Genomic DNA, 13,777 nt, shown 5'->3' with positions numbered 1-13,777 from the left:
GGGGGAAACGAGCGAGGCCGGTCGGGGGATGCGGGGGTGACGGGCGGCGTCCTGGGCCTTTGAGGGGCGGCCGCCGCCGCTCACGCGCCCCCGTTCTGCCTCAGGTGCCTCGGACCGGGATGCCCGGGTCGGGACGCCCGGGTCGGTGGGGCGGGCCGACCCGGGCATCGGGGGCCGGACCGGTCAGGTGCCCGCCAGCGGCAGCATGCCGGCGACGAGTCGGCCCTGCCCGGCCGCGCGGTCCAGCGCGAACCGCAGCAGGTCCTCCCGGGGCTGACGGCCGATGGTGTCGGCGGGCACCGCGTACATGATCACCTCGGACTGCTTGGCCGCGGCGGCCCGCCAGGCGTCGGTGACCTGGAGCGGCTGGTGCGCCTGCCACCAGGCGGCGCTGCCGCCGGTCGCCGAGGGCTGGAGGATCGCGTGCAGCTGGCCGATCGCCATCAGCACCGACCAGCCGGCGAGCGGCCGTACCGGGGCCTGGTTGACGTCCGCGACCTGCTGGAAGCCGTGCTCGACCAGCAGCGACAGGAACTCGTCGGCGCCGGACGCGTTGCCGGGGCGCCCCACCGGCCCGGTGGGCTCGACCACCAGGGCGGCGTGCCCGGTGTCGCCGCACAGCACCAGGCCGCAGGTGACACCGAGGACGGCGGGCTGGTTCCCGGCGGCGGCCGGCGCGGCCGGGGCGTTCTGCGGGACGGCGGCCTGGACGGGCGGCTGCACCTGGGGCTGGGTCTGGCCCTGCGCCAGGGTGTGGGCCTGCGCCTGGAGGACGGCCGGGGCCGGGACGCCGGGGGCCGGCGGCGCGTCGGGGGAGGCGGCGCTGCCCTGCGCCTGGCTGATGCTCCGGACGGCACCGAGCAGCTGCTCCTCGGAGACCGGCACCACCTGGGAGGGGATGCAGCGGGAGTGGGCGAACGCGAGGACGGCGGTCTCGTCACCGACGAAGAGCACAGTGCTGGTGGGCTCCTGGAGGGAGTCACCCGGTTGTCGGCAGGACGTGCAGTCGTAGGCGTCGGGTGCATGGGCGCCGCCCAGCAGCCGGTCGGCCTCGTCGTCGCCGATCTCGGCTCGTACGTCGTCGCTCACATCGAGCATGCGCGGCACGAAGGCTCCTCTGTTGGTCTGGGCTTGGCGGGTCGGTCGGACGGCGGCGCGGGCGTGCGCCCGGCCGCCATTACCAACGGGCCCCTGTGTCAGGGGTCACGGGTGAGGCCGGCTCCGACGGGATTTGCCGCAGATCTGACTGCTGTGAGTGCTCGACTGGTCGCGATCTGTCGATGCTGTGCCCGAGGTCACAGGGCTCCGGCTGTGGCCCAGAGCACAAACGGCCGAGGTTTCGCTTTCGCAAAGTAGGGCAAATCGGTCATTCGCGATCGATTCGCTTGATCCATACCGCCGGTAACGCTCGATTGACCTGGGATGACCCGAAAACGTTTGGTACTCAACAGTTCGCCTCGTAGCTTCTTTTCCAGTGCAACGAGCACTACCCGGGTTCACCCCCAGGTGCCAGTGCGGCCGGCTGACCACCGGCCCGCGGGGCACCGACCGCAGCGCAGGACCCGTACGAAACGGGCGCCGCGCCGGACGGTCCGGCGGTGGCCGGGGCGGCGCGGCACGTCGGACACGTGCACGGCCGCCTTGCGGACGCGGCAAGCGATTCCTGTCCCCTCCGGGGGCTTGGTTCCGCATGCCCGCCCGGGGCTGTCGAGAGGAACCTCATGACCTTCCGTAACGAGACCGCCGCTGCCACCACCACCGCCACCAAGCGCAACCGCGTGCGGATGGCCGTACTGGGCAGCGTCGTCGTTGCCCTCCCGGTGGCCGGCCTCGTCACGGCCACCTCGGCCTCCGCCGCCTCCGTGTCCACCTGGGACAAGGTCGCGCAGTGCGAGTCCACCGGTAACTGGGCCATCAACTCCGGCAACGGCTTCTACGGCGGCCTGCAGTTCACCAGCAGCACCTGGGCCGCCTACGGCGGCACGGCCTACGCCTCGCAGGCCAACCTGGCCACCAAGGCGCAGCAGATCGCCGTCGCCGAGAAGGTGCTCGCCTCCCAGGGCCCCGGCGCCTGGCCGGTGTGCTCCGTCAAGGCCGGCCTGACCAAGGGCGGCGAGGCCCCCCAGGTCGACACCGGCGCCGCGGCCACCACCAAGACCGAGACCGCTCCGAAGCCGGCCGCCCCCAAGCCGGCCGCTCCGAAGCAGGCCACGCCGAAGCCGGCCGCTCCGAAGCAGGACGACCGCGCCAACCGCAGCACCGAGCGCCAGGCGCTGGCCGCCGAGGCCCCGAAGGCCGACAAGGCTCCGGCTGCTCCGGCCGCCCCGGCCGAGAAGACCAACGGTGGCAGCTACACCGTCAAGAGCGGTGACACCCTGAGCGACATCGCCGCCGCCAAGGGCCTGGACTGGAAGACCCTGTACCAGAACAACGCCGCCGTCATCGGTGCCGACGCCGACCTGATCCTCCCGGGCCAGGTGCTGTCCGTCTGACGGACCGCGTGATCGCTTGACTGCTTGATCGCTTGACCGCGCTTCACCGCGTGACTGCTTCACCGCTCGGTCGGTCCACCGTTCGAGCGCGGGCACGGCTGACCCCGTGCCGGGCCGCAGGCCGTACCCCCGCCCGGGGTGCGGCCTGCGGCCGTTCGCCGTTCGGGGGCGGGGTTCTTGACGGGGTGCCGGGCGGCCCCGGGCAGGCGTGCGGCCGGTGACCCGTCCGGCGCAGCGGTCGCCGGGCGGGGCGGGCGCGGCCCCGGGGCGCCGCCTACCGTCGGTGGATGGGCATACGCGCGCTGCACCGGGTCCTGCTGGTCACCGTCCTCCCCCTGCTCCCCGCCGCCGTACCCGGGGCGGCTGCGGCGGCCGTCCGCCCGGTCGGCGCCGTTCGGGCCTCGGACCAGACCTGGGACCGCCTGGCCCGCTGCGAGAGCGGCGGCGACTGGCAGGCCGACACCGGCAACGGCTACTACGGCGGCCTCCAGATCTGGCCCCCGACCTGGGAGGAGGCGGACGGCCTCCGCTTCGCCGCCCGGCCCGACCTGGCCACCCGGCGGGAGCAGATCACCGTCGCCGAGGAGATCCTCCGGCAGCAGGGGTGGGAGGCGTGGGGCGGCTGCGCGGCCTCGCTGGGACTGCTCCGGCCGGACCCGCCGACGATCGGGGACGACGACGGGGGCGGGAGCGGAAGTGTCGTCCCCGGTGAGCAGGACTGGGCGGTGGCCTTCGACGTACCGGGCTGGTCGGCGCGGCCCCGGTCCTGAGCGGGAGGGGGACCCGGCACCCGGTGGGGCGCCCGGCCCCGGTGCGAGGATGGGGAGGTGCCAGGCGAACCGTTCCCCCTGTTCCCGCGCGAACGCTCGGACCCCGCCCCCGGAGCTGTCCTGCTGCCCGGCTGGCTGACCCCGGACGAGCAGCGCGAGCTGGTGGCCGCCTGCCGCGCGTGGGCCCGTCCACCGGCCGGCCTGCGCACCGTACGGCTGCCCACCGGCGGCGAGATGTCGGTCCGCACCGTCTGCCTCGGCTGGCACTGGTACCCGTACGGCTACGCCCGCACCGTGGTGGACGGCGACGGCGAGCCGGTCAAACCCTTCCCGCCGCTGCTCGGCGACCTGGCGCTGCGGGCCGTCGCCGCCGCGTACGGGCCCGGTCCGGGCCGCCCCGACCTGCTCCCGGAGATCGCCGGCGCGGCGGCGTACGCACCGGATGTCGCGCTGGTCAACCACTACGCCGAGGGCGCCCGGATGGGCCTGCACCGGGACCGCGACGAGCGGACGGACGCTCCCGTGGTCTCGCTCTCGCTCGGCGACAGCTGCGTCTTCCGGCTGGGCAACACCGAGACCAGGACCAGGCCGTGGACCGACTTGGAACTGCACAGCGGGGACCTGCTGGTCTTCGGCGGCCCGTCCCGGTTCGCGTACCACGGGGTGGTCCGCACCCAGTACGGCAGCGCGGACCCGGAGCTCGGGCTGCGCGGGCGGCTGAACATCACCGTCCGGCAGTCGGGGATGGCCTGAGGCGGCTCGGGCCCTGGTGATCCCTGGTGATCCCCGGTGATCCCCGGTGATCCCCGGGGTGCCCCGGGTGCGTCCGATCGCGGACCCCGGGCGGCGGGAATTCCCCGGGGGCGAGCAGACTTCTGGGTAGACGAGGGCGGCGGGACCGGCGGAGCGTGCCTCCGGGGCCGCCGCCGGCCGGGTGCACCGGCAGGAGAGGAACAGAACATGGGAACGCCTGTCGACCAGCTCGTCGACCTGCTCGACCTGGAGCAGATCGAGCTCAACATCTTCCGGGGCCGCAGCCCCGAGGAGGCCCTGCAGCGGACCTTCGGCGGTCAGGTGGCGGGCCAGGCCCTGGTGGCCGCAGGGCGTACGGTCGACGACGGGCGCCCCGTGCACTCGCTGCACGCCTACTTCCTGCGCCCCGGCGTCCCCGGCGTTCCGATCGTCTACCAGGTGGACCGGATCCGCGACGGCCGCTCGTTCACCACCCGCCGGGTGCTCGGCATCCAGCAGGGCCGGTCGATCTTCGCCCTCACCGCCGACTTCCACCTGCCCGAGCAGGGCGGCATCGAGCACCAGGACCCGATGCCCGACGTGCCCGCCCCCGAGGACCTGCCGAGCGCCCTGGACGAGGTCGGCGCCAAGCTCGGCGAGCTGCCGCCCTTCATCAGCCGCCGCCAGCCCTTCGACATCCGCTACGTCGAGCGGCTGAGATGGACCAAGGAGGAGCTGGTCGGCGTCGAGGCCCGCAGCGGAGTCTGGCTGCGCACCAACGGCGCACTGCCCGACGACCCGCTGATCCACGTCTGCGCGCTCACCTACGCCAGCGACATGACCCTGCTCGACGCCGTCCGCGCCCCCGTCGAACCGCTCTGGGGGCAGCGGAACTTCGACATGGCCTCGCTCGACCACGCGATGTGGTTCCACCGCCCGTTCCGGGCCGACGACTGGCTGCTGTACAAGCAGGAGTCCCCGATCGCCCACGGCGCGCGCGGACTGGCCCGCGGCGAGATCTACGACCGGAGCGGGCAGCTGGTCGTCTCCGTCGTGCAGGAGGGGCTGTTCCGGCCGCTCGGCTGAGCGTCGGCCCGGTCCCGGTCCAGTCCCGATCCTGATCCGTAGTTCACCTCGACCCAAGGCACGAGGGGATGATCCGATGACCGACGCCGAGGAATGGCAGCACTGGACGGAGGCGCGCACTGCCGCCGCCGGTGCCCCGCACGGGCCGCTCGCACTCACCGGCACGCACTGGCTGGACGGCGAGCCCACCACGATCCCGGGCCTGCCCGGGCGCTGGTGGGCCGCGGACGGCCTGGTGCGGTTCAGTGCGACGGCCGCCGACGGCATCCGGCTCGAGGAGCCCGGCAGCCCATCGCTGGATGGCGAGGGCGCGCTGCGCCCCGACAGCGACCCCGCTGCGCAGACCGCGGTGCTCGGCGACGTCCGGCTGGTCCCGATCGACCGGGAGGGCGAGCTGGCGCTGCGGGTCTTCGATCCGGCCGCACCCGCCCGGGCGGCGTTCGCCGGGATCACGGTCTTCCCGTACGCGCCGGAGTGGGCGGTGCCGGCGGTGTTCACCCCGTTCGAGGACCAGCGGGCGGTGGTGGTGCCCAACGCGGACGGCCGGGAGCGGCCGCTGGAGATCAGCGGGCAGATCGCGTTCAAGCTGGCCGGCGAGCCGCACACGCTCACCGTCAGCCGGTCCGGCGACCGGCTGAGCGGCGTGATCGCGGACGGCACCAGCGGCAACCTCACCTACCGGTTCCGCTTCGTCAAGCTGCCGGCACCGGACGCCGAAGGCCGTACCGTGCTCGACCTCAACCGCGCCTACCTGCCGCCCTGCGCGTTCGCGGACCACTTCGTCTGCCCGTTCCCGCCGCCGGGGAACCGGCTGACGGTGGCGGTGGAGGCGGGGGAGAAGCACGTGCTGGCGGGCTGAGGGGCGCGGGCCGGGGTGACCCCGGTGGCCGGGCCGGATGGGCGGTGGACGAACATGAGTGGCTGTGTCGACAGATCAACCTGCCACCGGTACCGGGGCCCCGTCCGCTGATCCTTCCGCCGCTGTTCCCGGTGGGCCGCGGGAGGCCCTGCCTGATGCTGCGCCGGCTGTGCCTGCCGGGCGGTCGGGGTGGCTGGGGCGGGCGGCCCGGGGTGCGTTCGCCGACCTCGGTCCGCTCCGCGACCACCCCGACTACCGGCGGGTCTGGCTCGGCCAGTCGGTCTCCTCCATCGGCCAGCAGATGACCGCGGTGGCCGTCTCGGTGCAGGTCTACGACCTGACCCGGTCGAGCTTCGCCACCGGGCTGGTAGGCCTGTTCTCACTCGGCCCGCTGATCGCCTTCGGCCTGTACGGCGGCGCGGTCGCCGACCGGGTCGACCGCCGCAAGCTCGGCCTGATCGGCTCGGCCGGCCTGGCGGTGGTGTCAGCGGTGCTGGCCGTCCAGGCGCTGCTCGGGTCCGGGACGGTCGCGCTGCTGTACGCGGCCGTCGCCGTCCAGTCCGGCTTCTTCGCGATGAGCTCGCCCGCCCGGTCCTCGATGATCCCGCGCCTGGTACCGCGCGAGCAGCTGCCGGCCGCCAACGCGCTCAACACCATCAGCATGAACCTCGGCATGACGGTCGGCCCGATGCTCGGCGGCATCCTGATCGGCGCGTACGGGGTCCGCTCCGCGTACCTGGTCGACACCGTCGCCTTCGGGGCCACGCTGTACGCGATGTGGCGGCTGCCGGCGATGCGGCCGCTCGCGGACGCGACCGGGCGGCGGGCCTCGGTGCTGGACGGGCTGCGCTTCCTGCGGGAGCAGCCCAACCTGCGCACCAGCTTCCTCGCCGACCTGGCCGCCATGATCTTCGGCCTGCCGCGCGCGCTCTTCCCCGCCATCGCCGTCGGGTTCTACGGCGGCGGGCCCGGGACGGTCGGCCTGCTGGTCGCCGCCCCCGCGGTCGGGGCGCTGGCCGGGGCGCTGTTCTCGGGGTGGATCGGGAAGGTGCAGCGGCACGGGGTGGCGGTGCTGGCGGCGGTGTGCGCGTGGGGGCTGGCGATCGCGGCGTTCGGGGTGGTGCGGGAGCTGTGGCTGGGGCTGCTGTTCCTGGCGGCGGCGGGGTGCGCGGACACCGTCAGCATGATCTTCCGCAACACGATGATGCAGGTCGCGGCGCCGGACGAGATGCGTGGCCGGCTCCAAGGCGTCTTCATCGTCGTGGTCGCCGGCGGCCCCCGCCTCGGCGACTTCGAGTCCGGCACTGTCGCCGCCCTCACCACCCCGACCGTCTCGGTGATCACCGGCGGCCTCGCCTGCGTCCTGTGCGTCCTCCTGCTCGCGGCCCGCCGACCCGCCTTCCTCCGCTACGACGCCCGCCGGCCGACGGCCTGAGGAGGGCGCCCGGGGTGCCCGTCCTGACGTCCCCGGGCGGGGCCACGCGGCGGCGAATACCTGGCAGCGAGCACCCCTCCACGTGCTGTATTGTTTTCCACGTCGCCGGGAGACCGGAGACAAGGTCGAGAAGCCGAAGATCATCGCGAGATGACCGGAAGCCACGAGACCACGGGACGTGGCGCAGCTTGGTAGCGCACTTGACTGGGGGTCAAGGGGTCGCAGGTTCAAATCCTGTCGTCCCGACTTGCATCGCTGCAGGTCAGAGGCCGTTTCCGCCGGATGGCGGAGACGGCCTTCGTGGTTGGTGGTCGCAGTGTGGTCGTGAACGCCCGTTCACGTCGCGCTCGGAGGGCACTACCTGGTCGGGAGCTCCTCAGGGTGGCTGGCTCGTCCTTCGTCGGAGAGCCGAGCGGAGCTCTGACAGGCCGTTCGGACGCTGTTCGGCGTCGGAGTGACGTTGATTTTTCTGTGGGCGGGCATGCCTGTGAGACCCGCGGCATCCGTTTGTGGACGGTTGCTTGGGTGGACGTCAGCTATGGACCGGCTGCCCGGTGTTCTGTGCACCCCTGGCGTGGGACGTGGCCGTAGCGCCGTCAGGCGGCGTGGCTGAAGAGCGGGTTCGGTGCCGGGCCGCTGCGGGCGAGGACGTCAACGCCGCGCGCGCGGGCTTCGACGAGGCAGAGCCTGGCTTCGATGGTGTGGACCGCAGCCATCGCCACTTCCCAGGTCAGGTGGCTGTAGATGTTCGCAGTGGTCGAGAGCGTGGAGTGCCGCAGCGTCTTGGAGATGACCGCCATGGAGACATTGCCCTCCAGGGCGAGGGTCGCGGCAAGGTGCCGCAGGTCGTGGATGGTCACGTGAGGCAGGCCGGCCTGCTTGCGCAGCTCGTGGAAGCGCTGGCGGACCGCGGCCGGGTGGAGGGGCTTGCCGTCCGCGCCCTGGAAGACATGGTCGTTGTCAGTGGAGGTGCTGCGGTCCATGGCGCGCTGGAGGGCGGCGGCGACGCGTTCCGACAGGGGCACCCAGTTGCGGCTCTTCTTGGTCTTCGGTGCGGTCAGGACGAGTTCGTGGTTGTCGATGGCGGAGAGGGTGTGGCGGATGTACATGACGCGGTCGTCGATCCGCACGCACTGGCGTTGAAGCCCGAGTGCCTCGCCCTTGCGCAGGCCGGTTCCGATGATGACCTCGAAGAGGTCCGCGAAGGCGGGGTTGACGTCGCGGCAGTGGGCAAGGAAGGTGACGGCCTGCTCCGCGCTCCAGGGCACGCGCTCGTCGGCGCGGGGCCGACGCATGGGCAGGGGCTGGGCTGCGTTGTAGGGGAGCCGGTGGGTGCGGACGGCGGTCCCCAGGGCACTGGAGAGCGTGGCCAGGCAGTGGTAGACGGCTTGGCGGCCGCGGCCGGACTCGAGCTGCTCGTGCGCGTAGGAGGCGATGTGGTCGTGGGCGAGCTCCTCCAGACGTATCTTGCCGAACACGGGGATCAACTCGCAGAGCACATAGGTGCGGTAGCGGGCGTACGTGGTGGGCTTGAGTAGGAACTCCATCGACTTCAGCCACTTGGTGAGATAGGCGGCCACCGTCTCGTGCGGGTCGGCGTCGAACCCCGACAGACGTCCCTTGAGGAGACCTCGCAGCGCCGTCTCGGCGTGCCACTCGTCCTCGAACCCGCCGCGCCGCACGGTACGTCGGCGGCCGTTGAGGGAAGGTATGTCGACGGCGAAGGTCCAGGTGCCGTGCCCGTCGTCGGAAAGACGCGGGCACCCGGCCCCGAGCTGGCGCCGAGCCACGTCGCGGCATCCACATCGACGGTAGACGCGGCCCCGCCGCCGCCCAGAACTGCGCACTTTCGTCTGCCTCCTGCGGTCCTGACTTTCTCAATCAGCCCGCGAGGCTACAGATTTCACGTCTGGATGGCCGACTGCGACCACCATGCGATCACCAACACGGAATTTATGGCCTGACCTGCGACTTCCGGTGAGCACCCGCACCTGGACTTGATGGCTGCGCCTCGTGCAGCGCGGCGCGGTTCCGCCCTGTCACCCTCGGTGGTTGATGTCGCCTACGAAGGCGTGCCTTGGCCGATTCCCGTTACGCTGCGTTGTCGGTGTTGGTACAGCGCCGCCAGGCGCCGGCGTTCCGCACGGGCCCGAGCCCATCTGGAGCCACACCTCGATCTGGTCGAGCCATTGAACAAGCAGTCGTTGGCGGCTATGACGCCACCATCACCAGCGTGGGAGTGAAAGGTGGGCGAGGCAGACTCCGATGGTCAACGATCCGATATCGATATTGCCCAGTCTGAAATGGGTCGCCCGTTGCAGCGTCGCGCGAGGTTGTCTATCTTCACTTCTCGTGCCAGCAATCGCGCATCGGCGATCGCCGCCCAGCACTGCACAGTTGTGCTTGTGATCGAGCAGCCTTTGCGACAGCGAAAGCGTCCGCAGCTCGGGCCTTCGCCTTGAGGGGGGACAGGCTGTTACTGGATCTGCTTGTTCCGGAGGGAGCGAGAACACCGCCGATAGCGATGAAGGACTTCTCGGACGAGTTCAGGGCCGATACCGTCGCCCTGTTCGAGTCCACGCTCGGAGCGACGCACAAGGACATTGCCGCTGACCTGGGCATCAATAGGGCGACGCTGCGTGAGTGGGTGCTGCGGGACCGCGAACGCCGCGGCGTCGTCCCCACCGTCCCCAGGTCGGGCGGGAAGGCGGCGGCGTTGGCAGGACAGTCGGCCGTGGCCGCCGATCCGGCCAGCGGACCCGGCGGCTGGAGGCCCGTGTGGCCGAGCTCGAGGCCAACGAGCGGAAGCTGGCCACCGAGCGGGACATCCTGCGCAGGGCGGCCAAGTAATTCGCCGGCGAGACGAACTGGTGAGCCGCTTCCAGCTCGTCCACGACCACCGGGACGCCTACGAGGTGAAGCGGCTGTGCCAGGCCCTGGACTTCAACCGCTCCAGCTACTACAAGCGGCTCAGTGGTGCCGATGCCAGAGCCGTCCGCAGGTGCCGGGACGAGGTCCTGGCCGAACGGATCCGCCGGATCGACGCCGACTCCGACGCCGACGCCGACTCCGGCGGCGCCTACGGCTCGCCCCAGGGTGACCGCGGAACTGCGCGGGACCGGGACTCGGGTCAACCCCTACGAAGCCCTACCCGCCCGCTCGGAAACCATGATCCATGGCGCGATGATCGGCCTCATGACCCGCCGCCTCGCCAGTGAAGCCACCCCGACCTGGTGCGGAACCTGAACCCCGTCATCACGGCGAAACGCCCAGTCAGAGCACAGGTCCCGTGGATACCGGTGTCCTCCATCGTCAGGCACTGCGTAGTTGTCGATCCCCTCGTCAGCCGTGGGCCGTCTCGGCCTCGTCGTCCGGCGTCGTGGATAGTCCGGCCGCGTCGGCGAGGTCTGGGTCCTCCCTGACCTGGTCTCCGACGGGTGTGTGCGACTCCTCGTTCAAAGTCTGGTCGCCGTCGGCGAGTGTCGGGAGGACATATGCCTGGGCCAGCCCCGCGAGGTGGAGGGGGAGGGGGAGAGACAGGGCGGCGGCGTAATCCGGGGCCTGGCGGAGCTGGTGCATGGCGAGGGCCAGGGCCTCGGGGTCGTCGGACTTTTCCAGTACGGGGGCCGCGGCGTCGTCGTCCTCGTGGCAGCCCAGTACCGCGATCTCCACCAGGGTCGGGTTCCAGGCGCTGGTGCCCGCCTGCGAGGTGAGGTTGCCTGCCGCGTTGACCCGGGTGGCGAGGCGGTCGAGTGCGGGGGAGATCGCATGGGTTCCGGGGCGTTCGGTGGTGCTGTAGAAAACCCGCTCGCGCGACGAAGCCCCGTTCCCGTACCGCTGCTGGGGGTTCTGTGCCCAGAAGCCGGCCGGCTGTCCGTGGGGCTTGCCCGGGTCGGCCAGGCCCCACCATTGGGCGCTCTCGCGACCGCCGCACCCGCGCACGCGTACGAGGCGGAGTTCGTCGTCCAGTCGGCCTGCCGGGGCGTGGCCGGGCTTGATCAGGTCACGTTCGGTCTGGCCGTCCTGGAGCCATGGCCAGTGCAGTCGGCTGTTCTGAGCATGGGTGATCAGTGCGGTGGGTTGCCCTCGGAGGGAGTGCAGCACGCGTTGGAGGAATGCGGCGGTCTCCCTGCGTTGTTGGGCGAGGTTGCTGCGCCACTGCTTGCCGGTGACCCGAGGGGCATCGGGGCGTGCGTCATCGTCTGAAGTCTCAGGTTCCGTGAACGCTTCGGGGCCGATCTCCGCCTGTTTCACCAGACCGAGGAGGAACTGAGGGTAGGGCACCCATTCCCCTGCGGTGTCATCCCAGCCGCTTACGGCTGCAAGGCCTTCCCCGGCCCGGAGCGGGGTGACGAGGACGGCCACAGGCAGGTGCTTGGGCAACCGGGTCGGGCCGTCCTTGCGACGTTTCACCATCCACACCGCCGCGTATTGCAGCGAGTCCGGAAGATCGTCATCCAGGGTGTGCTGGGGCAGGACGCGGACACCGAGCTGGCGCAGTCCGTCGAGCCACGAGCTGTACGTGCGGTGGTCGAGGCTTTCCGCGTTGTCGATCTGCCGATCGGTGGACGGGGTGACGACGAACTGAGTCAGCAGGCCTGCGTCGGCGCACCCGAGGCGGATGGCGAACTTGGGGTCCGTCGACGCCGGGCGAAATGTACTGCGGTGTGCGACTTCCACGAGGGCGAGTTCGGGGCGGGAGGGGTCCGCGCCGTCCGCGCGGAGCCAGGAGCGTAGGGCGCGGCGCCGTTCAGCGACGGCCGCCGCGAGTGCCGCGCCTTTGCCCTTGACCGCCGGGTCGGGCACGAGCCGGTCGCCCAGTCCGTCGGCGAGGGGCAGGCAGCGCAGCCGGAGTGTGACCTCCGCCGTCCGCCACTCCAGGACGACCGGTGCTCCGGGCGTGGCCTCGTCGAAGTCTCGGTCCGTGACGTGGGCGGCACTGGCGCCGCCGTCGCCGTCAAGGCCCAGGGCCTTGGCGAACTGTTCCACTGCCTCGCGGCGTACCTCGGGCGACTGCCACAGCAGCCGGGCCTCCACCACGGGCGGGTCAGCCTGTTCCCGGCCGTGGGAGGCGATCCGGGCCTGTGCCGCTAGTGTCACGCGCCGTGCCCGGGTCTCGCGCACCAGCTCGGTCTTCTTGGCTTCGTCGGTCCTGGGCTTGGGCCGCCGGTTCTCCGGCGCGCCGATGCCCTTGCTGCGTCCGCGCATGAGGTCGGGTACCCGGGCCAGTGTTTCAGGGAGGGCCTGCTCGGCCCATTCGGTGAGCTGGGCCCGCTGGTTGGGCATGAAGCCGGTGCCGATCTCGTGCTTGCCCATTCTGGTGCTGTGCACCACGGTGGCGCGGACGCCGCGGCCCTCGCCGATCCAGGAGACCGGTTCGGTGAGGAGCTGTTCGGGGTCGGGGAAGTTGCCGGCGAGGCTGAGCCCGCGCAGGATGCCGGCGGTGTCGTTCTCCGACCAGACGAAGGTGTCGGCGGCCCGGTCGCGGCGCAGGCGTGCCAGTGCGTAGCGTTCGGTGGCCGGTGCGCCGGGCAGCCAGGGGATGGTGGGTCGCAGGTAGACCGTAGTGGCCTCCCGGTAGGGCAGGTTAAGGCGTTTGGTGGTGGTCCGAGGGTGGGTCGCCCAGCGGCGTACACCCCAGTGCAGGTGGAGACGCGGCCTGGGGTCAAACGGCGTGGTGTGCAGGGAGATGTTCAGGAGGACGGAGAACCACCATTCCTTGCGTTTGACGGTCCGACACAGGGGCTGCGACATGAGTTCCGCGCCTTGGTCGCGAGGTCCGCGGGGCAGCGCCCGGAACCGCAGCTCCCCGCCCTCGAACGGGAAGGGGTCGAGGGTCAGGATGCGGCGTGCCAGGGCGTCGGTGGCGAGTTGGAACTGGCGCGGTTCCGGGGCGGCAGTGCCGCCCCGGGTGGTCGGGGTGGTGAGGAGTTCGACGCCTCTGGCGGGCTGCCACTTGGGCAGGTTCTGCTTCAGCTCGGTGCTGCTCGCGAGCAGCACCGAGCGGAACCTGGGATCCTGTGCGGAGCCCTTGGGGCCGAGGGTACGCAGCCAGGCGTCGAGGAGTTGCTGCATGGAACGGCCCGGGAGGGGGTCGGGTGCCGAGGCCGGTACATACATCCAGAAGTCCTCGGCGGCCTGCGGCCCCGGTTCCACGGGGATCCGCGGCCGGGGGCGGACGATCACGTCGGGGGCGAGGGTCTGGAGCACACCGTCGAGTCGGCGGGTGGGCAGCGTCGGCTGCCGCTTCTCCTCGTCCCGCCCGTGGTTGTGCAGTTCGAGGAGTCCGGCGTCCCAGTGTTCGGGGAAAGGGAGTGCGTGGAAGTCCTCGGTCCAGGGGGTGCCCTCCTCGGCCAGGTGGTACGCGGATCGGCGGATGTTCTTGTACACGTAGGTTCTCCCT

Annotated in this window: 10 protein-coding genes, 1 tRNA gene and 1 pseudogene; 9 read left to right on the top strand and 3 right to left on the bottom strand. The window is 71.7% G+C overall.

The window, feature by feature from the left end; genetic code table 11:
* Positions 1-183: 183 nt before the first annotated feature.
* A complete protein-coding gene (locus tag ABT014_RS02175) occupies positions 184-1,107 on the bottom strand; it encodes a DUF8842 C-terminal domain-containing protein (protein WP_502894807.1) in 924 nt (307 codons plus the stop codon).
* A 614-nt stretch (positions 1,108-1,721) separates the two neighbouring features.
* Here ABT014_RS02175 and ABT014_RS02170 point away from each other — a divergent pair.
* The 7 genes from ABT014_RS02170 to ABT014_RS02140 all read left to right on the top strand — a co-directional run bounded on the left by ABT014_RS02170 (position 1,722) and on the right by ABT014_RS02140 (position 7,620).
* The gene (locus tag ABT014_RS02170; RefSeq protein WP_350635862.1) at positions 1,722-2,492 is read left to right on the top strand and encodes a transglycosylase family protein; all 771 of its coding nucleotides are present in this window, start codon (positions 1,722-1,724) and stop codon (positions 2,490-2,492) included.
* Positions 2,493-2,779: 287 nt separating this feature from the next.
* Positions 2,780-3,262: a transglycosylase family protein gene (locus ABT014_RS02165; protein WP_350635859.1), complete on the top strand. Its 483-nt coding sequence runs from the start codon at positions 2,780-2,782 to the stop codon at positions 3,260-3,262.
* 57 nt (positions 3,263-3,319) lie between these two features.
* Entirely contained in the window at positions 3,320-4,015 is a 696-nt protein-coding gene (locus tag ABT014_RS02160; RefSeq protein WP_350635856.1) for an alpha-ketoglutarate-dependent dioxygenase AlkB family protein, read from the top strand.
* A 207-nt stretch (positions 4,016-4,222) separates the two neighbouring features.
* Complete coding sequence (locus tag ABT014_RS02155; RefSeq protein ID WP_350635854.1) at positions 4,223-5,080, top strand: acyl-CoA thioesterase; 858 nt, start codon at positions 4,223-4,225, stop codon at positions 5,078-5,080.
* Between the two features lie 76 nt (positions 5,081-5,156).
* A complete protein-coding gene (locus tag ABT014_RS02150; protein WP_350635851.1) occupies positions 5,157-5,939 on the top strand; it encodes a DUF1684 domain-containing protein in 783 nt (260 codons plus the stop codon).
* A 169-nt stretch (positions 5,940-6,108) separates the two neighbouring features.
* Entirely contained in the window at positions 6,109-7,374 is a 1,266-nt protein-coding gene (locus ABT014_RS02145) for an MFS transporter (RefSeq protein WP_350635849.1), read from the top strand.
* 172 nt (positions 7,375-7,546) lie between these two features.
* Positions 7,547-7,620 (top strand) — tRNA-Pro (locus ABT014_RS02140).
* Positions 7,621-7,970: 350 nt separating this feature from the next.
* Here the strand turns inward: ABT014_RS02140 and ABT014_RS02135 are convergent.
* Positions 7,971-9,164 (bottom strand): tyrosine-type recombinase/integrase, encoded by a 1,194-nt coding sequence (locus tag ABT014_RS02135; protein WP_350635846.1) that lies wholly within the window; start codon positions 9,162-9,164, stop codon positions 7,971-7,973.
* A 734-nt stretch (positions 9,165-9,898) separates the two neighbouring features.
* On the opposite strand from ABT014_RS02135, the gene ABT014_RS34550 reads away from it, so the two are divergent.
* Together ABT014_RS34550 and ABT014_RS02120 are read left to right on the top strand one after the other, a co-directional pair.
* On the top strand, positions 9,899-10,474 hold the full coding sequence (locus tag ABT014_RS34550) for a transposase (RefSeq protein WP_502894806.1): 576 nt from the start codon (positions 9,899-9,901) through the stop codon (positions 10,472-10,474).
* Between the two features lie 38 nt (positions 10,475-10,512).
* Positions 10,513-10,620, top strand: a pseudogene (locus ABT014_RS02120) (IS5 family transposase); the annotation flags it as partial.
* Between the two features lie 96 nt (positions 10,621-10,716).
* Here ABT014_RS02120 and ABT014_RS02115 read toward each other — a convergent pair.
* Complete coding sequence (locus ABT014_RS02115) at positions 10,717-13,764, bottom strand: pPIWI_RE module domain-containing protein (protein WP_350635844.1); 3,048 nt, start codon at positions 13,762-13,764, stop codon at positions 10,717-10,719.
* Positions 13,765-13,777 lie beyond the last annotated feature (13 nt).

This window comes from Kitasatospora sp. NPDC094015 (assembly GCF_040304075.1).
Lineage (GTDB): Bacteria > Actinomycetota > Actinomycetes > Streptomycetales > Streptomycetaceae > Kitasatospora.
This window is presented reverse-complemented; position numbering and strand designations above follow the sequence as displayed.